At 66.0% G+C, this 26,480-nt stretch carries 12 protein-coding genes and 1 tRNA gene; 8 read left to right on the top strand and 5 right to left on the bottom strand.

Annotation, left to right across the window (positions count from 1 at the left end; genetic code table 11):
• Window positions 1-287 precede the first annotated feature (287 nt).
• The 3 genes from ACQPXH_RS31750 to ACQPXH_RS31740 form a co-directional block, all read right to left on the bottom strand.
• A complete protein-coding gene (locus ACQPXH_RS31750) occupies window positions 288-1,409 on the bottom strand; it encodes an erythromycin esterase family protein (RefSeq protein WP_433600089.1) in 1,122 nt (373 codons plus the stop codon).
• A gap of 243 nt (window positions 1,410-1,652) precedes the next feature.
• Window positions 1,653-2,762, bottom strand: a complete 1,110-nt coding sequence (locus ACQPXH_RS31745; protein WP_433600088.1) for a DUF4185 domain-containing protein — start codon at window positions 2,760-2,762, stop codon at window positions 1,653-1,655.
• Between the two features lie 174 nt (window positions 2,763-2,936).
• The gene (locus ACQPXH_RS31740) at window positions 2,937-3,686 is read right to left on the bottom strand and encodes a crotonase/enoyl-CoA hydratase family protein (RefSeq protein WP_433600087.1); all 750 of its coding nucleotides are present in this window, start codon (window positions 3,684-3,686) and stop codon (window positions 2,937-2,939) included.
• Between the two features lie 272 nt (window positions 3,687-3,958).
• Between ACQPXH_RS31740 and ACQPXH_RS31735 the strand changes: the two genes are divergently transcribed.
• Window positions 3,959-4,354 carry a hypothetical protein gene (locus ACQPXH_RS31735; RefSeq protein ID WP_433600086.1) on the top strand — a complete coding sequence of 132 codons (396 nt, stop codon included), beginning with the start codon at window positions 3,959-3,961 and terminating at the stop codon, window positions 4,352-4,354.
• Window positions 4,351-5,115, top strand: a complete 765-nt coding sequence (locus ACQPXH_RS31730) for a crotonase/enoyl-CoA hydratase family protein (protein WP_433600085.1) — start codon at window positions 4,351-4,353, stop codon at window positions 5,113-5,115. The genes ACQPXH_RS31735 and ACQPXH_RS31730 overlap by 4 nt, the downstream gene beginning before the upstream one ends.
• 285 nt (window positions 5,116-5,400) lie before the next feature.
• On the opposite strand, the gene ACQPXH_RS31725 is transcribed toward ACQPXH_RS31730, so the two are convergent.
• Window positions 5,401-6,189 (bottom strand): alpha/beta fold hydrolase, encoded by a 789-nt coding sequence (locus ACQPXH_RS31725; protein WP_433600084.1) that lies wholly within the window; start codon window positions 6,187-6,189, stop codon window positions 5,401-5,403.
• A 105-nt stretch (window positions 6,190-6,294) separates the two neighbouring features.
• Between ACQPXH_RS31725 and ACQPXH_RS31720 the strand changes: the two genes are divergently transcribed.
• The 4 genes from ACQPXH_RS31720 to ACQPXH_RS31705 all read left to right on the top strand — a co-directional run bounded on the left by ACQPXH_RS31720 (window position 6,295) and on the right by ACQPXH_RS31705 (window position 7,884).
• Window positions 6,295-6,519, top strand: a complete 225-nt coding sequence (locus ACQPXH_RS31720; protein ID WP_433600083.1) for a hypothetical protein — start codon at window positions 6,295-6,297, stop codon at window positions 6,517-6,519.
• Entirely contained in the window at window positions 6,506-6,802 is a 297-nt protein-coding gene (locus ACQPXH_RS31715; RefSeq protein WP_433600082.1) for a hypothetical protein, read from the top strand. Before ACQPXH_RS31720 ends, ACQPXH_RS31715 begins: the two co-directional genes overlap by 14 nt.
• A 114-nt stretch (window positions 6,803-6,916) precedes the next feature.
• The gene (locus ACQPXH_RS31710) at window positions 6,917-7,246 is read left to right on the top strand and encodes a hypothetical protein (RefSeq protein WP_433600081.1); all 330 of its coding nucleotides are present in this window, start codon (window positions 6,917-6,919) and stop codon (window positions 7,244-7,246) included.
• 311 nt (window positions 7,247-7,557) lie between these two features.
• Window positions 7,558-7,884, top strand: a complete 327-nt coding sequence (locus ACQPXH_RS31705; RefSeq protein ID WP_433600080.1) for a hypothetical protein — start codon at window positions 7,558-7,560, stop codon at window positions 7,882-7,884.
• Window positions 7,885-8,012: 128 nt separating this feature from the next.
• Here ACQPXH_RS31705 and ACQPXH_RS31700 read toward each other — a convergent pair.
• A tRNA-Gly gene (locus tag ACQPXH_RS31700) sits at window positions 8,013-8,083 on the bottom strand.
• A gap of 556 nt (window positions 8,084-8,639) precedes the next feature.
• On the opposite strand from ACQPXH_RS31700, the gene ACQPXH_RS31695 reads away from it, so the two are divergent.
• Window positions 8,640-25,775, top strand: a complete 17,136-nt coding sequence (locus tag ACQPXH_RS31695) for an amino acid adenylation domain-containing protein (RefSeq protein WP_433600079.1) — start codon at window positions 8,640-8,642, stop codon at window positions 25,773-25,775.
• Window positions 25,772-26,446 carry a DUF6875 domain-containing protein gene (locus tag ACQPXH_RS31690; protein ID WP_433600078.1) on the top strand — a complete coding sequence of 225 codons (675 nt, stop codon included), beginning with the start codon at window positions 25,772-25,774 and terminating at the stop codon, window positions 26,444-26,446. The genes ACQPXH_RS31695 and ACQPXH_RS31690 overlap by 4 nt, the downstream gene beginning before the upstream one ends.
• Window positions 26,447-26,480 lie beyond the last annotated feature (34 nt).

Genomic DNA, 26,480 nt, shown 5'->3' with positions numbered 1-26,480 from the left:
CGACCGCCGCGTGCCGCGTACCCGCGACCGCCGTGTACCTCGCGACCGCCGCGTGCCGCGTACCCGCGACCGCCGTGTACCTCGCGACCGCCGCGTGCCGCGTACCCGCGACCGCCGTGTACCTCGCGACCGCCGCGTACCCGCGACGATCGCGTACCCGCGACGATCGTGAATCCGCGACGATCGTGAATCCGCGACGATCGTGAATCCGCGACGATCGTGAATCCGCGACGATCGCCAATCCCGTCCGCGCGCCGGGGGATCATCGCGGGCGGGCGGACCGAGTTCTAAGAAGTCGCTCGGGGCAACCAGTGCACTGGCGAGGTCTCGCGGATGTGGACGAGCACGTCGAAAGCGTTCAGGAGAGATCGCACGCTCGTGTGGGCGGTGGCGTCCTTGGCCGGATCGTAGATACCGCTGATCGTGCGCAGCTTCGCCGGACCGCGTAGCCACTGTTGCACCGATTCCGGTGCGTCGCTGTGCAAGTCGACGTAGAAGGCGGGCAGATCCACGTCGCCCAGGGAAGCGTCGACCAGGTCCGACAGTGGTTCCGGTGCCACCGCCATACCGAGATCACCGTGATGGAACCCGATGGCGACCGAGATGTACCGCGCACCGAAATGTTCGCGCAAATAGCTACCGGTACCGCGGAATTCGGCGGTCTCCGCCGGACCGTCGCCGAGGGGAAGGGCCGCGGTGTGGGCGATGCCGTCCCAATACGCGATCTTCGCGCCGGTATCGCGCTGCCATTCGATTAGTCGGTCCGCGGCAGGTCGCTCGTCGCGCGCGAAACCACCCTGCCCGGCAACGCTCTTCTCGTGGAATTCGACTATGAGCCGCAGATGCGTCAGTGCGTTTTCGAATTCTGGTGTAACCGAGAGCTTTTCGAATAAGGCCAAGGCATCGCGCGCGTCGTCGATGAACGGGCGGCCGGGGTGAATTCCCTGATGGCGCTGCACATGTTCATCTACCTGGTGCGCGGTGCGGATCGGAGCGAGGTGGGATTCGATGGCTGCCAACCGATCCGGTGCCTGTTGGCGGACATAATCCAGGACCACGTCGTAATCCGACGGTTCGGCACGCGGCGGTTCGACTCCGAAAATCCGCACAGGATCGTTCGGGTGCTCATTGTTGAATTCGCGAATCCAAACCAGCGCCGCCGCCATTTCGACGGTACGGGTCGGCCGCCATGCACCCGCGAGCACCGATTCGGGATCGCCCGCGCCGTTCCGTACGTAGGCATCGAGCCGCTCACCGGAACGTGCACCGTCCTGCACGGCGAGCGCGCGGAAACCGTATGCCTCGACGAGCACCCGGAATACCCGCTCCCGCAGTCCGAAGGTCTGTCGAGAGAACCGGGTCGACTCACCGAGCCCGACCACGGTCGCAGATCCCAGCCGCTCGGTCAATGTCGCGATATCCGATCCCAGGCTATTCGAATGCGTATCGAAAATCGGCCGCGCATGCGAACGCAGCCATCCACGCAAATCCGAAGTGCCGGTAACTGATTCACTGGATGTGAGGGTGGTGCCCATCGTCTCTCCCGAAGCTCGACTACTCGACGCGACCCAGCTTCATACCTGAAGTGCCATTGAGGTCAAGTCGGCACGAGCAACGGCACACAGCCACGGCCAGGTGCCGTTGCGGAGGGGCTAGAGGGTGGTATGCATCAGTAAAACGTTGTACTGACTGTGAACCGTGGTGACGAAGTACAGGTCGCGTCCGGTTTGGTAGGGGAAGATCGACGGAGCGTATGCGGACGGCAGTTCGCGGGTGTCGATCAGAACCTCTGGATCGCTCCACGGACCCACCGGCGAGGCGGCCCGTCGCATGACCACCGAGTTGAACGGATCGGTGGTGAGTGAGATGAACTGGCCGAGGTACTCGTTGTACATCACCGACATCTCGCCGACGCCCCCCATGATCGGCGCCGCGGCATCGACATCGCCCTTCTTGCTCCAGTGCTCGCCGTCCCAGTACTCGTACTCGCCCAGATTCTTGATGTCGCCTTCGCGGACCCGCCCGATATACGCCGCCCGGTTGCGCCCGGACTGGGTGCCGTACTCGTAGACGTACCCGCCGTTCTTGACGAACGCGTTCATCTGGAAGTTGACGTTACCGCCCTCATTCGGGCGTCTGGTCTCGGGTAGCTCGGCCCAGGTCTCACCGTTATCGCCGGAGACGGCGAGTCCGGAGAAATTCGTGGTCCACCGGCCGACATCGTCCCAGGTCTGCACCGACATCAGGCTCATATACTGAACGCCGCCGACCGAAATGCCCGCGGTGGGGATACGGCTGATCTCGATGAATGGAATCTTCGGGCTCGGAATCAGATCGCGCGCCTGGCCGAAGATATCGCGGACGACGCTGTCGAAGTAGATGCCATTGGACGGATCGTGGGTGTGGCTGCGCACCAGAATATTGCTGCGCCACGCCCATGTGCTGCCCGCGAGCAGATTCGGCAGGCCGAGTCCGGCGGTATCGCCGAATGCGGTCAGCATCTCGCCGTCGCCGTTGTCCCACATGATGCCCAGATCGGTGCCGAGCACGTTATAGGCCTGGGTGTTATTCGGGCTGGCCATGCCGGTCACCTGGAATATCGCCCTGCTTCGGCCGACCAGATTGGGGAGTCCGCTGGTGCCGTTCAGTACCGGAATCGGATTGATCGCATTGGGGTTTGCCGAGGCTGGGGTAGTCGCAGCGAGGAGCAAGGCCGAAGCTCCTGCCAATGCCGAGAGCAAGGCGGACGCGGTCTTGTTCAAGTCTCAAGGCCCTCCGGGTTCTGGCCGAAGTGGCACGATACGCGGCCCCCCACCTCGTGTGTGTCACATTCGGCTGGCTGGCAAATCGTTCACGATGCTAACAGCGAAACCGGTGAAATTGGTGGCTTGCGTGATTCGTCTGGATAGTTGTACGCAGTACTACCCGAATTGTGATCAGCGACGACGAGAAATGGCCTGTCGCAGGATCAATGGCAGCTGGGTGGCTCGTTCGATGGCGAAGGTGCGGCGAGCCGAGGCATGCCAGGAGCGATCGAATAGTTGTTTTGCCCCTGCGACGGCGTGCGGCGAGCGGATGGCGATTCGATCGGCGAGCTTTTCCGCCGCCGCGACCGGGTCCGCGGTCACCTCGGTGACCAGGCCGATCCGCTCGGCGTATGCGGCGTCCACGATATCGGCGGTCATGGTGAGCAGCAGTGCCTTGTCGACACCGATCAGCCGGGACAGCGTCACCGCGCCGGTCATATCCGGGACCAGGCCGTACTTGGCCTCCATCACCGAGAATTCCGTGTCGGCGTCGGCGAAGCGGACGTCGGCGGCCAGCGCGATCTGCAAGCCACCGCCGTAGCAGTGGCCGTGTACCGCGGCGATCACCGGCACCGAGAGCCGACGCCAAGCCCAGCAGGCTTCCTGGAAGGTATTGGTGCCGCGCCAGGGCAGCGGGATGAAGCCGCAGACGACGGCCAGTGGATCGCGGCTCGTCCCCGCGATATCGAGGCCACTGCTGAAACTAGGACCATTGCCGGACAGGATGACCGCGCGTACTTCCTTGTGATCTGCGACGGTATGTGCGGCGGTGACGAGGTCGCGCAGCATCTCGATGGTCAGGCCATTGTGCTTATCCGGCCGGTCCAGCGTGACGTAGGCGCGGTCGTCGACGAACCGCAGCGCGATATTCGAGGCCATTCCCGAATCTTACCTGCGAGTCAGTTAGCGGGCCATTGCCCAGCGGCGAGCCCGGCCTGCCCGGACCGGTCGAACTCGCCGCCGAATCGCTGCGTCGCGCGGGCACCGACAGCGGCACCGGGGATCGGCTATTGCGTTCCCGGTCGCGGCCGAGGCGCTGGGGCTGCCGATCGACGATTCGTCGCGGCCGCTGTCGGTCACCGGCGGACGCACCTTGGCGGGTGGCCCCGGCAACAACTACCCGACCCATTCGATCGCGCCTCGTCTGCGCGATGATCCATCGGCGTACGGGCCTGGCGAGCGCGCTCGCCAGGTACATCACCAAGCACGCCATCGGCGTCTACTCCGCTCGCCCGCCCGCGCGACTGCTCCATGCCGACGAACCGGAAGTGCCTGTGGCACGGCGCGATACGGTGCCCGACGACACCGGACCGGCCACCGTCGAGGCCTACACCGTCGCCTATCACAAGGGTCCCGCGCCCGAACGCGCCGACGAACCCGAGGCCGTGGTGATCTCCGCATTGACTCCGGCCGGTGCCCGCATACTGGTTCGGGCGTCCGATTCGGAAACCGTCGCGGCGTTCACCGACGGCGACCCGATCGGCGCGGACGCCGATGTGATCGCCGCCGACAAGCTCACGTTTCTTACCGAGAGGACTGTCCGATGACTGATCTGGTGCTGGTCGAAAAGCGCGATGCGATAACGCTGTTGACCGTGAATCGTCCGGAGGCCCGCAATGCCATCAATTTGGCCACCGCGCAGGCCATCGAGGCGGCGGTCGACGAATTCGAGGCCGACGATGCCGCGCGCGTGCTCGTGCTCACCGGAGCGGGCGCGACCTTCAGTGCCGGAATGGATCTCGTCGCGGCATCGAAGGGGGAGATGCCGATAACCCCCAAGCGCGGCCCGCTCGGCATCGCCGCGAAACCGCCTGCCAAGCCGATGATTTCGGCGGTCGAGGGTTTCGCGCTGGCCGGCGGGTTCGAACTCGCGCTCTCCGGTGATCTCATTGTCGCCGCGAACAATGCCCAGTTCGGAATTCCGGAGGTCAAGCGCGGTCTGGTCGCCGCGGGCGGCGGCGTACTGCGGCTGACCCAGCGGCTGCCGCGTCCCATGGCCGCGGAGCTGGCGCTCACCGGTGGTCGCATCGATGCCGAACGGCTCTACCAGCTCGGACTGGTCAATCGGCTCACCGAACCCGGTGCGGCACTCGACGGCGCTTTGGCCCTGGCGGCTGAAATCGTCGCGGCCGCACCGCTTTCGGTGGCGGCGAGTAAGCGGATCATCGACGAATCGCCGGATTGGTCCGTCGCGGAGGGGTTTGCCAAGCAGGGCGAAATCGCGCTGCCCGCGCTGTTCTCCAAGGATGCCGCCGAGGGGGCGCTGGCCTTCGCGCAGAAGCGCGAACCCCAGTGGCAGGGACGCTGATCCGATGCCCGAACGCGTCCGGGAGACGCAGGCGGCGGCGCTCGCGCATGCGCACGCGACTCCTGGACGCCGCGGTGGAGAGTCTGGTCGGCGGGTACCACCACGCTCGCGGACGATCCGCGCGTGCCGACCATTATCTAATTCACCATCGAGATCACGACCGGCCTCGCCATGCGTGTGCTGCTCCCCGGCGATCTGGACCGGAACCGAATCCTGCGGCACCGCTGGGAAATGTGGTCCGCATCCTGCTCGGCGAAGCGGATCCGGCAACGCTGACGCGAGTGGTCAGGGATGCGGGCTGATGGTGTCGAGCAGGACCTGCGCGCAGCCGGCCGGATCGTCGAAGAACGGGGTGTGGCCGCTGCCGTGCAGCGTGACGTGGCGAGCATTGGGCAGCACGGCGCGTGCCTTCCTGCTCTGCGTGGCGTAGGTCAGCAGGATGTCCCGGTTGCCCCAGGCGATGGTCACGGGAATGTCGGCCAGCGCACCGATTTCGTGCAATTGCGCATCGGTGAAGGAGGCGAGGGCGGGCTCGAAGCCGGGTGCGTCGGCGGCGTCGGCGGCGGTGTCGATGGCCACTTGTGGATCCAGCGCCCACGGCTTGCCGAAGATCAACGTCAGAAATATGGTGCGGCCTGCGGCGGTGCCCAGCACGTCGGGCAGCCACCTACGCAGCACCCGGGCGAGTTGACGGGATTTGCCGAGCGACTGTTGGCACCACACGCGGCCGGGGGTGTCCCAGAATCCGATCGGCGAAAAGGCCGTGACCGAGCGGGCCGCACCACGTGCGCCGAGGTTCAGGCCGATGAGCCCGCCCATCGAATTGCCCGCCAGGTGCGGGCGCTCGATGCCCTGTTCGCGCAGGAAGTCGGCGAGCGCTTCGGTGAGGGTGTCGACGGTGGTGTGCTCGATCGGCGCGGACCCCGCGAAGCCGGGTAGATCGACGGCGACGACGTCGAAGGATTCGGCGAGGGTGCCGATGATCGGCTCCCACACCTGCCAGCGGCTGCCTACGCCGTGCACCAGGACCAGCGGTTCCCCCGCGCCCACCCGGTGGTGGTTCAACGTCGTCATATCCGTGACCGTACAGCGATTCGCAGTCGGCGGACCGAGATTTCCGGCCACGACCGGACCGGATTTCCGCTGGCAGTCGGCGGAAACGGCGGTACGATAAATGGTATGGCAACGCGTAAGGTCACCCTTTCGCTGGACGCGGCGTCCTGGGCCTTCGCCGAACAGGCGGCGGCCCGCGCGGGGATGTCGCCATCGGCGTGGATATCGAAGGCAGCGCGTCGCGAGGCGGTGCGGACCGGTGTCGGTCCGGTACCCGATGTGACCGCCCTGGCCGCGGCGGACGAAGTGGAACTCGCCGCCGCCGAGGAGGCGATGCGTGCGCAGGGGTGAACTGTGGCTCTATCACCCACACGGTTCGCCGCGGCGCCGTACCGTCGTGCTCATCAGCAGTGATGGCATCAATGAATCAGCGAGGCAGTGGCTGATCGCCGCCGAGATCGTCGACGAGGATCCGCAGGACATTCTGGCTGTGCCTGTCGAGCGGCACGGTTGGGTGCATGCCGGGAATATCGGTCGCATCTATCGTGGCTGGCTGGCCGAGCCCATCGATGAGATGGAAGCGGATGCGCTGGATCGGTTGGATACCGCATTGCGCGCGGCCATGGATCTTTAACCACTTTCCGAATGGGAAGCCGATCGCTCGGCTACCGCTGGGCTTCGTACGGCATTATCGTTGCGGCGCCACGCGGTGGCCATAGATACAGACTGAATCGAGAAGAGGAATCAGGTGCGGACCTTCCTGATCGCCGCAGCGCTCGTCGCGCTGCCGGTACTGGCGGCGTGCGGTAACGATAAGGCCGCGGACCAGCCCGCGGTAACCCAAGCGGACCTCGCCAAGTCGCTCCAGGACAAGGGACTCAAGGACAAGAACCTGGCCGACTGCGCCGCCAAACTCTATGTGGACCAGGGCATTTCGCAGGAGGGCCTGCGCAAGATGGTCAGCGACGAATACGACGCCAAGGCTGCCGACGCCAACAACTTCGGCATGAGCCAGTCCGATGCCGACAAGGCCCGCGAGGCCAACACCAAGATCTTCACCGAATGCCGCTCGAAATAGCGGTTTGATCAGCCTTTACGCGCCTCGGACCCGTTGGGTTCGTGGCGCGTTCGGCCGACTGGCCAGTGGGTCGACGGTGCCGGATGACCAGGTACGGGTAACGCTCATTTCGATGAGGCGGTGCTGTTGCCCGCTTCCGCGATGATCGCGACACAGCCCCCGACGCACAGAATCGCGACGATCAGCAATGCGAACAGGCAGCCCCTCATGCTGATCGGTTCCCGCGGGTACGGGCTATTGGGTGAATGGGAATGCTTATTCGGATTCCTTCACGGGGAATGGGTAGACCTCGCGGGATCGGGCGTCCCCTGATGCGATTGGGTGAGTACGTCCAGCATTTCGTCGGCAGCGCGCGTGTGGGACCGCAGCTCCTTCTCGAAGCGCTCGAGGTGGATGTGGAGCAGTTCGAGTTCCACCGCATCCGCGATGCGCTTCGAGTCGCGGTCGCCCTCAGCGCGTTCTGCCGCAACGGCAGCGGCGGCGGTTGTCATCGCGTCCTGGATGCGGGCGATCAGGTAGTCAGGGTCGCGTGCCCATTCGTCCTTGTGAAGGTGTGGGAGTTGACCGGTGCGGTGTTGGGTGGCTTCCCGTTCAGGGATGGCTGCCGGCTTGGTTGGCAACCCATCCGCATGCTCTGACCTGCGGCGATTCGTCCGATTCGAGTCCGGTTCTCCGACAGGCGCGTTGGGTACAGGATTGGGTACAGTGACCCTCTGCGAGGCCGGTGGAGTAGGTGAATTCCCTTGTGGGAGTGTGGGTTTCGTTGAGCCGATGACGGGAATCGAACCCGCGCTGTCTGCTTGGGAAGCAGAAGTTCTACCATTGAACTACATCGGCAGACCCCGAAGGGTACGTCCGAGACTGTAGCAGAATCGTCCGGCGGCCGGTAAAAGTCCAGGTAGATATCGCTGACCTGCTCTGATGCGGACAGGCAGTGGCGAACCCGTTGGTGGTCGGCGCGGCTCCTCGCCGCGATCCGCAGCACGGCGAACTCACCGCGTTCGGCATCGATGTTCGGCATCGATGTGCTGAGATATCTTTGCGACATCTATTCGCCGATTTCGATAAAAGCGAAGATCGCAATGCTGCGGTCGGGTGTTAACAGTAGAATTGAATTTATATAGAATTGCATCTTGCATTGCAATTCGGTCGGTTTATACGCCGCGTACGTCAACCTGGTTTAGGGTATTCAGTCATGGCATCCGGGGCCGAAGGTCCCTATGTTGCAACATGTTGCATTTCGCCTGCCGATGCGCCATGCCTGTCGAAGGAGATTCGCAGGTCGCCACCTCGAATCGGGTGAAAATTTCACGGTGCAGATTCCGGAATGTGGGTATACATCGGCGAATGATTCGGCTTAGACTGGCCGTGGTCGGGGTTAGAGGAAAGTTCAATGACCGTTCTGCGACCACAGCTTCACCCCGACCGGGGGTTGAGCGGAGTAACCGAGCCGGACGTGTCAGCAATAGCGCAGGTACCGTTGTCCGCTGGGCAGCGTGGGTTGTGGCTGGCGCAGAAATTGAGTCCGGATGTGCCGATATGCGAGGCACAATATATCGAGTTGCGCGGCGATCTCGATGTCGAGCTACTGCGCGAAGTCTCGATACGAGCCGGCCAGGAGTTCCAGTCGGGCTACCTGCGGTTGGTAGAGGTGGACGGCGAGCCGTACCAGTTGTTCGACCCGCTCCTCCGTACGACCGGGCCGTTTATCGATGTGCGCGGCGAACCGGATCCTGTTGCGGCCGGCTTGGAGTGGATGCATCGGGAATACACCAGACCGCTCGACATGACACGAGACCGGTTGCTCGGATCGGCGATTGTGCAGGTCGGGGACCAGCATTACCTGCTGTACCTCAAAATCCACCACGTCGCGATGGACGGCTACGCCGGAATGCTGATCGTGAACCGCATCGCCGCGCTGTACACGGCGGCGGTGCAGGGACGGACACCGGAGCCGAACCAGGCGGCGGACCTACGCACGCTCTTCGAGGCCGACAGCAGCTATCGGGAGTCGAAGCGATTCGCCGACGACAAGGAATACTGGCTGAACAGACTCGCCGATGCGCCGGATGAGTCCAGTCTGGTCGCCGGGCACGCACTTGCTCGCGCGGACAGTACGGTCGCAACCGCCGAACTTTCGGCGGAGACGGTACAGCGGATCGGCGATTCCGCGAAAGCGCTGAACGCGAGCCCGGCTGCGGTGGTGATCGCCGCATTCGGCTGCTATCTGGCCCGGATGACCGGCCGCGACGCGGTCATGGTCAACATCCCCGTTTCGGGCCGGACCAATGCCGTACTGCGGCGGTCCGGCGGGATGTTCGTCAATGTCGCACCCCTTCCGCTCGCGCTGGTTCCGGGCGACACCGCGGCGACATCGACGCGGCGGGTGCAGTCCGATCTGGTCGGGGCATTGCGGCACCAGCGGTGCGGCCTCACCGATATCCGTGCCGCCGCCGGATACCACGGCGGACAGCGACGTTTCGCGGGCCCGGTAGTGAATGTCATGTTCTTCCACCAGGAGATCCGATTGGGATCGATGAGCGGGGAGTTCCATATCCTCAGCTCGGGGCCGGTCGACGATTTGCTGATCGACCTGTACCAAACCGGGGATGCGCCGCGCACGATCCTGCACTTCCTCGCCAATCCCAACCTCTATACCGACGCCGAACTGTCGGCACACTGCACCAGATTCGGGGAGTTCCTCGATGCGTTCGCGGCCGATCCGGACGCCGCGCTCGAGCGGATTCACCCCGCCAGCATCCGTGATGGCGGGGTGATCAAGCGTCGACACGAGAATCTGGCGTTCTGGCGAGCCGCGCTCGCGGACCTTCCCGAGGAGCTTCGCCTGCCGTTCGATCGCCCGCGGCAGGCAATGCCGTCGAATCGAGCCGCCACGGCGCGGTACCCATTGCGGGCCGACCTGGTTCCCGCGATGGAACGGTGCGTGCGGCGGCACAACTGGTCACTGTTCACCGCGATCCATGGTGCGTTGGCGGTGCTGCTCGCCCGGCTGAGCGGTACCACCGACATTCCGATCGGCACACCGATCCGGCGCACTGTGGCCTCGCTCGACGATGCCGACGGGTCCGTCGACATTCCGGTGCTACGAACCGAGATCGATCTCGACGAATCGTGCAGCGACCTGCTCGGCCGCGTCGAACAAGCCGATCTGGACGCCTTCGAACATGCCGATGTTCCGTTCGAGCAGGTGCTGGATGAACTCGTCGCGCAGCGGACCCGGCATCCGTTGTTCCAGGTGATGTTGGCGGTGCCGAGTGGGGAGCCGGATCCCGACCCCTCGGCCGAACTGCCAGTCGACACCTCCCGCTTCGACCTGCATTTTCTGATGTCGGCCGACCAGGACAGCGGCGCGGCGGCGATAACGGTCACCTACGCCGCCGACCTGTTCGACGCCGCGACCATCGATTCTGTGGTCCATCGGTGGATTCGGATTATGGAGTCGATCGCCACCGACCCGACGGTGCCTGTCGGGGCGATCGACGTTCTCGAACCCGCCGAGCGAGCTGATCTGCTGACCCGCTCCGGTGTACCGTCGGCTCCGCCCACCACGTTGCCCGACCTGCTGACAGCGGCAGCCATGCTCGATCCCGACGCCACCGCGATCGTGTGCGACGGACAACACATGAGTTATCGACAATTGGACCAACGTTCCAGCATGGTGGCGCGGCAGCTCATCCAGCGCGGTATCGGGCCGGAAGATGTTGTCGCGATCGGCATTCCACGTTCGGTGGACTCCGTGCTCGCGGTGTGGGCGGTGACCAAATCGGGAGCCGCGTTCCTGCCGATCGATCCGACTTATCCGGCCGAACGCATCACCCACATGATGACCGATTCGCAAGCGGCGATCGGTCTGACCGTGACATCTGTCCGCGCACAGCTACCCGACAGCACGGACTGGTTGATATCGAACAACCTCGGCGGTTCCGACGACCAGCCGACCACAGACAGTCGGCCCGTCACCGACGACGACCGGGTTCGTCCGTTGCGGATCGACGATATCGCCTACGTCATCTACACCTCCGGATCGACCGGACTACCCAAGGGCGTCGCGGTCACCCACCGCGGACTCGCCAACTGCGCCGCAGAACATCGGGCTGCGATGGGCGTCGAACCCGGCTCGCGGACATTGCATCTGGCGTCACCGAGCTTCGACGTATCGGTATTGGAGATGCTGCTGCCCTTGCCCGCCGGCGCGGCCATGGTCATCGCACCCAAGGACGTCTTCGGTGGGGATGAACTCGCCGCGCTGCTCGACCGCGAGCAGGTCAGCCACGTTCTCATCTCACCTTCGGCACTGTCCACGATCGACCACAACCGTTGGCCACTACCGGATCTGAAGTATCTGATGGTCGGCGGCGAGGACTACGGCACCGAGCTGGTCGAGCGCTGGGGTCGCGACCGCGTCGTGCTCAATGAGTACGGTCCAACCGAAACCACTATCGCCGCGACACTGATCTCGCCGTTGGCGGCCGGACAGCTCGTCACGATCGGTGGTCCGGTCCGCGGGGCCTCGGTCTGGGTTCTCGACCAGCGGTTGCAACCGGTTCCGGTCGGTGTGGCCGGTGAGTTGTATATCGCGGGTGATCTGCTCGCCCGCGGATATCACCGGCGCGCAGACGTGACGGCCGGCCGTTTCGTGGCCTGCCCCTGGATGTCCGGTCGGCGTATGTACCGTACCGGTGATGTTGTGCGCTGGACCGGTGACGGAGCGATCCAGCATCTCGGTCGTTCGGATTTCCAGGTGAAGATCCGTGGCCTGCGTATCGAACTCGGTGAAATCGATACCGCGCTCGCCGTCCACGAAACCGTCGCCTACGCGGCGACCATCGGCCACCGCAACGACGCCGGAACCCAAAGACTCGTCGCGTATGTGGTGGCCGCACCGGGCCACACCATCGACACCACGACCCTGACCGAATACCTGGCCGACCGGTTGCCGTCCTATATGGTGCCGTCCTCGATCATGGTCCTGGACCGCATCCCACTGACCCCGGCGGGCAAGCTGGACCGAAGGGTGTTGCCGAAGCCGGTTTTCGCCGACCGCAAACCCTTCCGAGCACCACGAACACCAACTGAACACGCGATCGCCCAGGCAATCATCGACGTATTGGGCATCGAAACGATCGGTCTCGACGACTCGTTCTTCGCCCTGGGCGGCGACAGCTTGGTCGCGACCCGCGTCGCGGCGCGACTCGGGGCCACATTGGATGCCGAGATTCCGGTGCGACTGTTGTTCGAGGCGTCCACGGTCGCGGAACTCGCCACTCGCATCGAGCAGCATGCCGGTACCGGGCGCAGGCGCCCGCCGCTCGTCGCCGGGCCGCGGCCCGATCTCGTGCCGCTCGCGCCTGCCCAACAACGGATGTGGTTCTTCAACCAGTACGACACCGCATCCGGCGCATACAACATGCCGATCGTCATTCGGTTGCGTGGCGACTTGAACATCGATGCCATGCACGCGGCGGTTATCGACGTGCTGGGCAGGCACGAGTCGTTGCGAACGCGGTATCCAGATCACCACGGAACGCTGATTCAGCTGGTCGAGCCCGTCGAGAACGTCGACCGCGAGCTGATCGTGGTGCCGGTCGTGCCGAGCCGGTTGGTCCGGACGCTAACCGAATTCGTCGCCGACGGCTTCGATGTGACCATCCAGGCGCCCGTGCGTGCCCGGTTGTTCCGCATTGTCGGCGGCGAGGAACCGGAATACGTATTGGCTGTGGTGGTGCACCACATCGCCGCGGACGGCTTCTCCATGGCGCCGCTGGCCCGCGACGTGACAACCGCTTATGCCGCGCGGATCAGCGGCAGAGCCCCGGCCTGGACACCGCTGCCGGTCCAGTACGCGGACTACGCGCAGTGGCAACAAGCGACCCTCGGCACACCCGACGATCCGGAATCGCTGTGCGCCGAACAGATCCGATACTGGACCGAGGCGCTGGACGGTGTTGCCGAGGAGCTTCGTCTGCCGTTCGACCGGCCGCGGCCGGTGGTGCTGTCGAATCGTGGCGCCACCATCGACTACTCGGTGTCCGCCGGTTCGGTGCGGGCATTGGAACGGTTTGCGCGGCAGCGTAATTCGTCGTTGTTCATGGCGATCCACGGCACGCTGGCGGTGCTGCTCGCCCGGTTGAGCGGCAGCACCGACATTCCGATCGGCACACCGATCGCCGGGCGCGGAATTGCCGCACTCGACGACATGATCGGGATGTTCGTCAATACCCTGGTGCTGCGGACCGAGATCGATCTCGATGAATCGTTCAGCGACCTGCTCGGCCGGATCAAACAATCCGACTTGGACGCCTTCGAACATGCCGACGTTCCGTTCGAGCAGGTCGTGGACAAACTGGTCGTACAGCGATCCCAAGCGCGACACCCGCTGTTCCAGGTGCTGCTGGCGTTCCAGAATCTGGAACCGGTAACACTGCGACTTCCCGATCTAGAGCTGTCGATGGTCGAACTGCCCAACCAGGTATCCCGGTTCGACCTGCAATTCATCCTGTCGGAAAGCCATGACAGCGGCGATATGAGCGTCGCGGTCACCTATGCCACCGACCTGTTCGATGCCGTGACCATCGATTCTGTGGTCCATCGGTGGATTCGGATTCTGGAGTCGATCGCCGCCGATCCGACGGTGCCTGTCGGGGCGATCGACGTTCTCGAACCCGCCGAGCGAGCTGATCTGCTGACTCGCTCCGGTGTCCCGTCGGCTCCGCCCACCACGTTGCCCGACCTGCTGACGGCGGCAGCCATGCTCGATCCCGACGCCACCGCGATCGTGTGCGACGGACAACAGATGAGTTATCGACAATTGGACCAACGTTCCAGCATGGTGGCGCGGCAGCTCATCCAGCGCGGTATCGGGCCGGAAGATGTTGTCGCGATCGGCATTCCACGTTCGGTGGACTCTGTGCTCGCGGTGTGGGCGGTGACCAAAACGGGAGCCGCGTTCCTGCCGATCGATCCGACTTATCCGGCCGAACGCATCACCCACATGATGACCGATTCGAAAGCGGCCCTCGGCATTACGGCCGGGTCCTTACCCGCGCGATTGCCAGGCGACACCGAGTGGTTGACGTTCGACAACCTCGACGCTGCCGACAGCGGTCCGATCACCGACGGCGACCGGGTTCGTCCGTTGCGGATCGACGATATCGCCTACGTCATCTACACCTCCGGATCGACCGGACTACCCAAGGGGGTCGCGGTTACTCACCGCGGGCTCGGCAACTGCGCCATCGCGCTCGAAGCCGCAATGTGCGTCGAATCCGACTCCCGGACATTGCATCTGGCGTCACCGAGCTTCGACGCGTCGGTACTGGAGATACTGTTGCCATTGTCCGAAGGGGCGGCGATGGTCATCGCGCCGTCGGATGTCTACGGCGGTGATGAACTCGCCGCGCTGCTCGACCGCGAGCAGGTCAGCCACGTTCTGATCTCACCTTCGGCACTGTCCACCGTCGACCACACCCGTTGGCCACTACCGGATTTGGAATATCTGATCGTCGGCGGCGAAGACCACGGCAGTCAGTTGGTCGAACACTGGGGCGTCGACCGGAAGCTGATCAACGACTACGGCCCGACCGAAACCACCGTCACCGCGACGCGGAGCCCTTTGACGGCCGGAGAGGTGGTCACGATCGGTGCTCCGGTCCGTGGGGCTTCGGTCTGGGTTCTCGACCAGCGGTTGCAACCGGTTCCGGTCGGTGTGGCCGGTGAGTTGTATATCGCGGGTGATCTGCTCGCCCGCGGATATCACCGGCGGGCAGCCACCACGGCCGGCCGCTTCATCGCGTGCCCATGGGCATCCGGTCGACGTATGTACCGCACGGGTGATGTTGTGCGCTGGACCGGCGACGGAGCGATCCAGCACCTCGGTCGTTCGGATTTCCAGGTGAAGATCCGTGGCCTGCGTATCGAACTCGGCGAGATCGATACCGCGCTCGCCGTCCACGAAACCGTCGCCTACGCGGCGACCATCGGCCACCGCAACGACGCCGGAACCCAAAGACTCGTCGCGTATGTGGTGGCCGCACCGGGCCACACCATCGACACCACGACCCTGACCGAATACCTGGCCGACCGGTTGCCGTCCTATATGGTGCCGTCCTCGATCATGGTCCTGGACCGCATCCCACTGACCCCGGCGGGCAAGCTGGACCGAAGGGCGTTGCCGAAGCCGGTTTTCGCCGACCGCAAACCCTTCCGAGCACCACAGACACCAACCGAACACGTCATCGCCGGAGCCTTCGCCGACATACTCGGCACCGAAACGGTCGGTCTCGACGACTCGTTCTTCGCGCTGGGCGGCGACAGCATCATGGCGATCCAGTTGGTGGCCCGAGCCAGGTCGGCCGGCGCGACGTTCTCCGCACGCGACGTGTTCGAGCGGAAAACGGTCGCTGGACTGGTCCAGGTCGCAGCCCACGACAGCACCGCAGCCTCCCAGTTGACTGAACTGCGCGGCGGCGGCGTCGGCCCGGTACCGCTGACGCCGATGATGCGCAGGCTGCTCGCACGGTCCGGTCCGAAGTTCGCCCGCTACTCGCAGGCGATGATGCTGAATCTGCCGATCGGAATCGACCTGGAGCGGATGGCGCAAACGGTGCAGGCGGTCCTCGACCGGCACGACATGCTGCGCGCGCGGCTGCGCTCGGACGGCGATGGCCGCCGGGCGTGGGATGTGCTGCCGGTCGGCATGATTCGCGCCGCCGATGCCATCCACCGCGTGCCGATGCCGACAAGTGCCGAGTTCCGTACGTCGGCTGCGGCGGAGCTGACTTCCGCTGCGGCCCGGCTCGATCCGGACGCCGGGATCGTGCTGCAGGTGGTCTGGTTCGATCCGGCGAATCCGGCCGAACCGGGCAGAGCGCTGGTGCTGGTGCATCAGTCGGTGATCGATCGGGTTTCCTGGCAGGTGCTGGTGTCGGACCTGGCGGTCGCGTGGGCGCGGATCGAGTCCGGCGAGCCAACCGAGCCGGCCCCGGTCGGGACCTCGATGCGCAGGTGGGCCTATGGACTGGTCGAGGCGGCCCGACGGCCGGAGCGGGTAGCCGAACTCGAACTGTGGCGAGCGATGGCGGACGGGCAGGACCCGATGATCGGGTCGCGGGCCCTCGACCCCGCGATCGACGTGGCCGCAACTGCTCGGACGCTCGAGGTCGAGCTCTCCCCCGAGGTGACCGAGTCGCTGTTGAACGACGTGCCCGTGGCATTCCACGGCGAGGTGGGCGACGGGCTACTGGCCGCTCTGGCGGTTGCGCTGACGAAGTGGCGGCGCGAACGGGAGCCCGCGGCCCCGGAGCTGACGGATGTGGTGATCGGTCTCGAAGGGCACGGTCGGGAGGAAAGCGTCGTTCCTGGCGCGGACCTGACCCGGACGGTCGGCTGCTTCACCACGAGTTTTCCGGTGCGTCTGGATCTGTCGGGCATCGATATCGACGACGCATGCGCGGGCGGGCCTGCCATGGGCGCAGCCGTCAAGTCCGTCAAGGAACAGCTGCTCGCCGTCCCGGACCACGGAATCGGTTACGGCTTACTGCGGTATCTCGACGACGACACCGGCACGCTGCCGACGCCGCAGATCGCATTCAACTACCTCGGCCCGGTCTCCCAGTGGGTTCCCGAAGGAGAACCGACGGTCGGATGGCGGCCGGTGGACGGCGGGGAGTTCACCGATGCGCAGCATCCGGATATGCCGGTTTCGGCCGTACTCGACATCAATGTCCGCGCCCGGGACAACGGACAAGGCCCGCAGTTGCGGGCCATCTGGTCCTATCCCGCCGAGGTACTCACCGCCGAGGAGGTGCGTGCGGCGGCGGAGTCCTGGCGCCGGGCACTGACCGCGCTGGCGAGCCACGCCCACCAGGCCGGCAGCGGCGGACGGACACCATCGGATCTGGATCTGGTCCGGCTCGGGCAGGCCGAAATCGAGCGACTCGAGCACAGGTACCCGACGCTGAGCGACGTTTGGCCGTTGACGCCGTTGCAGGAGGGACTGCTGTTCCACGCGTTGGTGTCCGAGCAGTCGGTGGACGCCTACCTGACCCAACTGGTCGTCGAGTTGCGCGGCCGGGTCGATCCGGAGCGGCTACGCAGAGCCGGACAAGTGCTACTTGACCGACATTCGAATCTGCGCACCGCCTTCGACACCGATGTCGGTCCGGTGCAGGTGGTCCAGGAAGATGTCGAGGCTGCCTGGTCGGAGCTCGACCTGTCCGGCCTCGATGACAGTGCCCGCGATCGCGAGTGGGAGCTGCTGCTGGCCGCGGACCGGGCAACCAGGTTCGATCCGGCTCGTGCCCCGCTGCTGCGCTGGATGCTGGTCACCACCGGGCCGCAGCACTATCGGCTGGTACTGACCAATCATCACCTGCTGCTCGACGGCTGGTCGACGCCGCTGCTCCTGAGGGACTTGCTGGTGCTCTACGCCACCGACGGCGACGCCACCGTGCTGCCCGAAGTCCGTCCGTACCGGGACTTCCTGGCCTGGATCGCCCGGCAGGACTCGGCTGCGGCTCTCGACGCATGGGCCGGCGCGTTCGACGGCGCCGAGGAACCGACCCTGGTAGCACAGGCCGATCCCGGCCGCCGTTACACCGAATCACGCGATGTGCTCGGCGAATTGACCGAGCAGCAGACAACGGCGCTGACGAATCTGGCCAGGTCCCGTGGCATCACCTTCAACACCGTCATCCAGCTGGCATGGGCAATCGTGTTGGGCACGTTGACTTCTCGGGACGATGTGACGTTCGGTGCCGTGGTGTCCGGACGGTCCCCGCGGATCGCGGGCATCGAAACGATGATCGGACTGTTCATCAACACGGTGCCGGTGCGCGTCCGTCTCGACGCCGCCCAGAGCCTGGGACAACTGCTCGACCGAATCCAGACCGAACAGGCGGACCTGCTCGAGCACCAGTTCGTCGGCCTCACCGAAATCGAGCGGGTGGCCGGGTCGGGGGCAGTGTTCGACACGATGACGGTGTTCGAATCGTTCCCGATCGACCGTTTCGGGCTGACGGCGCAGACCGATATCGCCGGCATGCGAGTAGTCGATGTCACGGGCACGGACGGCGCGCACTATCCGCTGGGAGTGGTCGCGCGAATCGACTCCCGACTGCACCTGAAGATCAAGTACCTGCCCGAACTCTTCGACCACGACACGATGACCGCGGCCCTGCAGCGCATCCTGCGTGTGCTCGGTGTCGTCGCGACCGATCCGGATCTGCCGCTGGCCCGGCTGAATCTGCTTTCCCCCTCGGAAGACCGGGAGTTGACGCCGGTGTCGGGCTCCCCGGCGGCGCCGGGGCGCATGCTGCCGGAGCTGTTGGCGGCGATGGTGCAGCGGGATCCGGGCGCGGTCGCGGTGGTGTACGAGGATCGTCGGTGGACCTACGGCGAGCTCGATGCGCAGTCGAATCGGTTGGCACGGTTGTTGATCGATAGGGGTGTGGGACCGGAGGCCGATGTGGCGGTGGGGCTGCCGCGATCGGTCGAGTCGGTGCTTGCGGTATGGGCGGTGGCGAAGTCGGGGGCGGCATTCGTGCCGATAGATCCGCAGTATCCGACCGGCCGGATCGAGCACATGCTCACCGATTCCGGTGCGGCGGTGGGAATCACGTTGTCACAGTGGCGGTCTCGATTGCCCGGATCCGTGCCGTGGCTGGTCCTCGACGAGGCGGCGGTCGAAGCCGAGGCGTCGGCGGCATCGGCGGCGCCGGTGACCGATGCGGAGCGAACAGCGCCGATCCGGCTCGATAATGCGGCGTACCTGATCTATACCTCCGGTTCGACGGGTGTGCCCAAAGGCGTGGTGGTGTCGCACCAGGGGTTGGCAGACCTGGTGGCCGAGCTGTGCTCCCGGTTCGATATCGAGCCCGGCGCGCGAGTGCTGCATGTCGCGTCGCCGAGTTTCGACGCGGCCGTCCTGGAACTGCTCTGGGCGTTCACATCCGGTGGGCGGCTGGTGATCGCGCCGCCGACTGTCTACGGCGGGAACGAGCTGGCGCGGATCCTGTCGAGCGAGCGGGTTACCCATGCCGCACTGACGCCTACCGCCTTGGCGACACTCGACCCGGCCGGGTTGGAGAACCTCGAGACGGTCATGGTCGGTGGCGAAGCGCCCGCGCCCGATCTCGTATCACGGTGGGCGCCGGGCCGGAGGTTTTTCAACACCTACGGTCCGGCAGAGGCGACGATCCAGACCGACGCCAGTGCACCGCTGGTGGCAGGTGAGCCGGTGACGGTCGGCGGACCGATCCGCGGGGTCGGGCACGTCGTGCTCGACGCCTGGTTGCGGCCGGTGCCCGTCGGAATCGTCGGCGAGCTGTATCTCACGGGTCCGGCCCTGGCTCGTGGTTACCGCAACCGAATGGGGCTGACGGCCGCACGCTTCGTCGCCGATCCATTCGCGGAGCAGGGCCGGCGTATGTATCGCACCGGTGACCTGGTTCGGTGGCTGCGGCTACCGGAGGGGAATCTGACACTCGACTATGTGGGCCGCGCCGACTTCCAGGTCAAGCTGCGTGGTTTCCGCATCGAACTCGGCGAGGTCGAATCGGGCCTGCTGGCCTGTGCCGGTGTGGCGCGAGCGGCCGCGACCGTCCACCGGGGCGCCGCCGGTGACCGGTTGGTCGGGTACGTGGTGCCCGAGCCCGGCGTCGAGCCGGACCCGTCCGAGGTCCGCGCGTTCGCCGAACAGCGACTGGCCCCGCACATGGTGCCCGCGACCGTGGTTGTGCTCGACACCTTGCCGGTGACAGCGAGCGGCAAGCTCGACCGCGCCGCGCTACCCGAGCCGGACTTCACCATGGGCCGGGCCGAATTCCGGGCGCCGGTCACCGAGGTGGAAAGGACGCTGGCCGGACTCTTCGCCGAAGTATTGGGCGTCGACAGGGTCGGAGTCGATGATTCGTTCTTCGCCATGGGCGGCGACAGCATTATGTCGATCCAGTTGGTGACGCGAGCCAGGGCAGCCGGTGTGGTGCTCTCCACGCGGGAGGTATTCGAGCGGAAGACGGTCGCGGGACTGGCCCAGGTCGCAGTCCGGGACAGCGCCGCGGCGGCTGCTCTTCCGGCTGAGCTCCCCGGCGGCGGGGTCGGCCAGGTACCGCTGACGCCGATCATGTGCTGGATGTTCGAACGCGGCGGATTCGACCATTTTTGCCAGTGGGTGATGCTCACGCTGCCGAGCGGTATCGACGTCGACGGTATCGAGGCCACCGTGCAAGCGGTGATCGATCAGCACGACATGCTGCGGGCCCGATTGCAGCCGGAGCCCACGCACCCGTCCGGGTGGGCATTGCAGGTGCGGCCGGCCGCGACGATCGCCGGGCTGATCCGGCGCGTGCCGGTGACAGCGGCACCGGACAGCACCGCCTTCGCCGCGATCGCCGACGCCGAGGCGCACGCCGCCGCCGAACGACTCGACCCCGCCGCGGGCCTCATGCTGCAGTTGGTCTGGTTCGACTGGGCGCAACGGCCGGGACGGCTGCTGGTTGTCGCACACCACTTGGCCGTCGATGCGGTGTCGTGGCGGATCCTGATTCCCGACCTCGCCACGGCCTGGGCCCAGCTCGGTGCCGGGCAACGGCCGCGGCTCGCGCCCGTCGGCACCTCGATGCGACGCTGGGCGCACGGGCTCGAGGCCGCCGCCGGGAGCCGCGATGAACTCGACTGGTGGCGATCCACGCTCGGTGCCGCCGATCCGCCGATCGGCGCTCGCCCGATCGACCCCGAGCTCGACGTGCAGGCCACCGTCGCGACCGTCGAGGTGACGCTGCCGACCTCGGTGACCCGCGCTGTGCTCACCACCCTGCCCCAGGCGTTCCGCGGCAATGTGGACGACGCACTCATCGCCGGGCTCGCACTGGCACTGACTCGATGGCGGCAGCGTCACGGCGACAACGTGACCGAAACGCTGCTCACACTCGAAAGCCACGGCCGCCACGACACGGTGCTACCCGGCGCCGACCTCACCCGCACGGTCGGATGGTTCACCACCGCTTACCCGGTGCGCCTCGACCTGTCCGGCATCGATATCGACGACGCATTCGCCGCGGGTGCTGCCGCGGCGGCGGTCATCAAATCGGTCAAGGAACAACTGCGCGAGGTCCCCGACCGTGGGATCGGCTACGGGCTGCTGCGCTACCTCGACGCCGACACCGCCCCCATCCTGCGTGCGCTGCCGACCCCACAGGTGAGCTTCAACTATCTCGGTCGTCTGGACACCGTTCCCGAGGCATTGCGCGACAGCGGATGGCTGCCCGCCGATGGCGACGCCGGCGGCGGCAATCAGAATCCCGACGCGGCAGCGGCGGCGGTGCTCGGCATCAACGCGGTCACCACGGATGCCTCGGACGGCCCCGCCTTGACCGCCGCCTGGGACTACCCGTCCGGCGTGCTCACTCGTGTCGAAGTCACCGACCTCGCCGAACTGTGGCGCGAGGCTGTGACGGCTCTGGCTGTCCACACGTCCCGACCCGGTGTCGGCGGGCTGACCCCCTCTGATGTCGGCCTAGTCGATCTCGACCAGGCCGCGATCGACCGTTTGGAGACTCGACACCCGGCTCTGGACGACATCTGGCCGCTCACGCCGTTGCAGGCGGGACTGCTGTTCCATGCCCAGCTCGCCGACGGCGCACTCGACGCCTACATCGTGCAACTCCGTATCGAACTCGCCGGGCGCGTCGACGCGGACCGGATGCGCCGTGCCGCGCAGGCTCTGCTCGGACGGCACCCGAACCTGCGGACCGTATTTGTGCGTGACGGCGCCCGCGAACCGGTTCAGGTGGTGTACCGGCATGTCGACGTGCCGTTCGCCGAGGTCGACCTGGCCGAGCACGACGACACCGCGGCCGCCCTCGAGCAGGTCATGGCCGGCGACCGTCATTTCGACGTGACCGAGGCGCCGCTGCTACGACTGACACTGATCAGGATCGCCCCCGAGCAGTACCGGCTGGTGTTGAGCATGCATCACATCCTGATCGACGGCTGGTCCACGCCACTGCTGATCCGGGAGCTGCTGATCCTCTACGCAGGCGACGGCGACGCCGCGGCACTGCCTCCGGTGCGTCCCTACCGCGATTACCTGATGTGGCTGCACAGCCTGGACCGGACCGGTGCGGAAACCGCCTGGGCGCAGGCACTCGAGGGCGTCGCGGAGCCGACTCTGCTGGCCCCCGAGGACCGCGGTCGCCGCACCACCGCCGCGGGGCGCGAAGTGCGGGTGCGGCTGAGCCAGGACCACACCGCGGCGCTGGTCGAGGTGGCCCACCGATATGAGACGACCCTCAACACTGTCGTCCAAGCGGCCTGGGCGCTCGTGCTCGCCAACGCGACCGCCCGCGACGACGTGGTCTTCGGCACCACCGTCTCCGGGCGTCCGCCACAGTTGCCCGGCATCGAATCGATGATCGGACTGTTCGTCAACACCGTGCCCGTACGGGTCCGGCTCGACCACCGCGAAAGCCTCGCCCAGCTACTGCGGCGAATCCAAACCGAACAAACCGCGTTGCTCGACCATCACCATCTCGGACTCGCCCGCATCCAGCAGGTGGCCGGTGCCCGCGCGATGTTCGACACCGTGACCGTCTTCGAGTCCTACCCAGTGGACCGGGCGGGGCTGTCCGAAGACATCGACATCGCCGGAATGCACGTCCGCGGCGTCGACGGACGAGACGCCGCGCACTATCCGCTCGGCTTGGTCGTGCACCACGACACCCGGCTGCACCTGACCTTCGAATACCTGCCTGATCTGTTCACTCGACAGCAGATCGACGCCTTCGCAGACCGGGTGCTGCGCGTGCTCGACACCGTCGCCGCGCATATCGATCTCCCGCTCACCGAACTACAGCTGCTCTCGCCCGTGGAGCAGACCGAGCTGGTGCCCGTCCGCGGTCGACCCGGGCCGGTGGCGTCGCTATTGCCGCAGGTGTTATCGGATGCGGTCGCGATGACGCCCGGCACGGAAGCGCTGGTCTGCGACGGCGTGCGGATGTCGTATCGCGAACTCGACGAAACCTCCAACCGCTGGGCGCGCGTGTTGATCGAAATGGGAATCGGTCCGGAGGCGATGGTTGCCGTGACGCTTCCGCGCGGCATCGACGCTGTCATCGCCGTGTGGGCGGTCGCCAAGTCCGGCGGCGCGTTCGTCCAGATCGATCCCACTCATCCGCGCGACCGGATCATGCGCATTCTCACCGATTCCGGTGCCGCAGTCGGGCTGACCCTCGACACCTACCGAGACCAGTTACCGGACACACTCGAATGGCTCGCCCTCGACGATCCCGCCTTCGTCGCGATGACGGCGGAGACGGATCCGACGGCGATCGAGGACGCCGAGCGCGCGACCCCGCTACGGCCGGAGCATCCGGCCTACCTGATCTACACCTCGGGCTCCACCGGAACCCCCAAAGGAGTGGTGGTCACCCATACCGGGATCGCGAACCTGGCGGCCGAAATTCGGGAGCGGTTCGGCCTCACCCCGGCCTCTCGGATGCTGGCCGCCGCTTCACCGACCTTCGACGTCTCGATCCTCGAATGGTTCAGTTCGACCGCCGCCGGTGCGACTCTGGTCGTGGCCCCCGCATCGGTAGTCGCCGGTGCCGCACTGGCCGAGTTGATCAATGCCGAACGGGTGACCCATGCCGCCATCACTCCCACCGTGCTCGCATCACTGCACGCCGACGAAGTCGACACCCTCGACACGCTGATCCTGGGCGGCGAGACATGTCCACCCGATCTGGCAGCACAGTGGACGCCGGGCCGAACCGTGCTCAACGCCTACGGCGCTACCGAAACCACAATCGTCAGCTGCGGCCATGCGCCTTTGACCACGACCAAGGGTGGCCCGATGACGATCGGCGGGCCGGTGCTCGGATTCACCGCCGTCGTACTCGACCGCAGATTGCGTCCCGTCCCGGCCGGCGTGGTCGGCGAACTGTACGTGTCCGGACCGGGCCTCGCCCGCGGCTACCACCGCCAACCCGCGACCACAGCAGCCCGGTTCGTCCCCGACCCGTACGGGCCGGAGGGGACACGTATGTATCGGACCGGCGACCTGGTCAGCTGGACCACCGATCGAACACTGCGATTCTCAGGTCGCAGCGACCTGCAGCTCAAGATCAACGGCCACCGCATCGAACCCGGTGATATCGAAGCCGCGCTCCGCGCACACCCCGACATCGACCATGCCGCCGTCACGGTGCACACCGGCCCCAACGGCAGCACTCAACTCGTCGGCTACGTGGTGCCCGCTCCCGGCAGCACGCCCGATACCGCCGCAGTGACCGCCTACCTCGCAAAACGGCTGTCCACGTACATGATCCCCACGGCTATCGACACGGTCGACCGGATACCCCTCACCCCTACCGGCAAAGTCGATTACCAGGCCCTACCCACACCCGATCGGCGACCCGCCCGGTTCCGGCCGCCGTCCACCGCACTCGAGGCCGCCGTTTGTGACGCGTTCACCCGAACCCTCGGCGTCGAGCGGGTCGGCCTCGACGACGGCTTCTTCACCCTCGGCGGCAACTCGCTTGCCGCGGCCGAACTGGTGGCGCGCCTCGCCGAGTCGACCGTTGTCGACGTGCCGGTTCAGTGGATCTTCACCGATCCGACGCCCGAGTCGCTGGCCCGCCGCATCGACATGCGCCGGCACGGGCTCGACGAACAGGACCCCGGCGATGCGCTGTCCGTCCTGCTCCCGCTGCGCGCCGCCGGAAACGAGCCGCCGCTGTTCTGCGTGCACCCCGCCATCGGATTGGCTTGGGGTTTCAGCGGACTCGTGCAGCATCTCGATTCCGACCGCCCCGTGTACGGGGTGCAATCCCCGGCATTCAGCGATGCCACCGCGGCGTTCGAGACGCTCGACCAACTCGCCGCCCGCTATGTCCAGGAGATCCGGGCCGTTCAGCCGCACGGGCCGTACCACCTGCTCGGCTACTCGCTCGGCGGCACCATCGCACACGCGATCGCGGTCCAACTCCGCAGCGACGGTGCGTCCGTCGCCACCCTGGCCATGATGGACACCCGCGTCGTCACCGCCGACACCGTCCGCGTGCCCACTCCTTCCATCGGGCAGCTGCTCGCCGAGTTCGCCGGACTCGATGTGCCAACGGGCACGGCCGATCTCACTCCGGCGGCCGCGGCCGAACTGCTCCACCGGCAAGGCGGACTCTTCACCGCCGTGACCCCCGAGCACCTTGTGATCCTGCACGACGACTACACCCGGCTCGTCGACCTCACCTGGAACCACCGGCCGACTTCCTTCGACGGCGACTTGATCTACTTCAGCGCCGGCGCCCACACAGACGACGGCCCCTCGCCGGCCCTCGCATGGCACAACCTGATCGATGGCCGGATCACCGACCATCACATTCCGGTCCGGCACGAGCGGATGATCGAACCCGAGTCGCTGCGTGCGATCGGACTCGTCCTCGCCGAGCATTTCCGCTCGGCCCGGACCACCCCGATGGAACCCGCCACCTCCGCAAGGACAAGCCGATCATGAACCCGCACCGAATCGTCGGGACGCGTTCCGGCATCGAGCCGGTCAACCTATTCGATCCCGATCCAGCGACGCATATCGACCCGCACCCCCGTGCCGGCGAGTTGCGTAGGTGGACGCGCGAATACCTGTGTCGGCCGCACCCTGATCTCGGCCGATCCGGTCCGGTCTGTCCTTACACCAGCCACGCCATCGCGAACCAGTCGCTCTGGGCCGCATTCTTCGCGGGTACTTCCGTCGACGCCCAGCGCCTGACCGCGATCATCGACGATCTGTACGACATGTTCCCCGCCCTGCCACCCTCGGACGAACCCGATTGCAAGTTCAAGGCCGTACTCGCGGTGTTCCCGGACCTCACCCACTACGCAGACATCGACGCGGTGCAACACGACCAGAAGTCTCGGTTCGTCGCAAAGGGTCTGATGCTCGGCCAGTTCTATCCGGGCTGCACTGTCCCGGGGCTGCGCAACCCGGCCTTCCCCGCACTCGACGCGCCCCTGCCCATGCTCGCCATTCGCCATATGGCCGCCACCGACTTCCCATTCCTCAGCTCCCGCCATGAATGGGTGGACTCCTATCTCAAAGTATTCGCCCCCGCGATCCCCAAGTTCATCACCAGCGCCATGTCCGACAGACTCGTGCAGGCAACCGAAACCGCGGACGGAAATCGCTGAGATCGGTTCCGGGACAAGGCAACCGAGCCATCGA

This window comes from Nocardia sp. CA-135953 (genome assembly GCF_050955735.1).
Taxonomy (GTDB): Bacteria; Actinomycetota; Actinomycetes; order Mycobacteriales; family Mycobacteriaceae; genus Nocardia.
This window is presented reverse-complemented; position numbering and strand designations above follow the sequence as displayed.

Excerpts from the sequence above, each read along its gene's own strand:
- ACQPXH_RS31740 (WP_433600087.1), bottom strand. The coding sequence starts at position 3,686 with ATGGCCTCGAATATCGCGCTGCGGTTCGTCGACGACCGCGCCTACGTC.
- ACQPXH_RS31735 (WP_433600086.1), top strand. The coding sequence starts at position 3,959 with ATGATCCATCGGCGTACGGGCCTGGCGAGCGCGCTCGCCAGGTACATC.
- ACQPXH_RS31730 (WP_433600085.1), top strand. The coding sequence starts at position 4,351 with ATGACTGATCTGGTGCTGGTCGAAAAGCGCGATGCGATAACGCTGTTG.
- ACQPXH_RS31725 (WP_433600084.1), bottom strand. The coding sequence starts at position 6,189 with ATGACGACGTTGAACCACCACCGGGTGGGCGCGGGGGAACCGCTGGTC.
- ACQPXH_RS31720 (WP_433600083.1), top strand. The coding sequence starts at position 6,295 with ATGGCAACGCGTAAGGTCACCCTTTCGCTGGACGCGGCGTCCTGGGCC.
- ACQPXH_RS31705 (WP_433600080.1), top strand. The coding sequence starts at position 7,558 with ATGCGATTGGGTGAGTACGTCCAGCATTTCGTCGGCAGCGCGCGTGTG.
- ACQPXH_RS31695 (WP_433600079.1), top strand. The coding sequence starts at position 8,640 with ATGACCGTTCTGCGACCACAGCTTCACCCCGACCGGGGGTTGAGCGGA.
- ACQPXH_RS31690 (WP_433600078.1), top strand. The coding sequence starts at position 25,772 with ATGAACCCGCACCGAATCGTCGGGACGCGTTCCGGCATCGAGCCGGTC.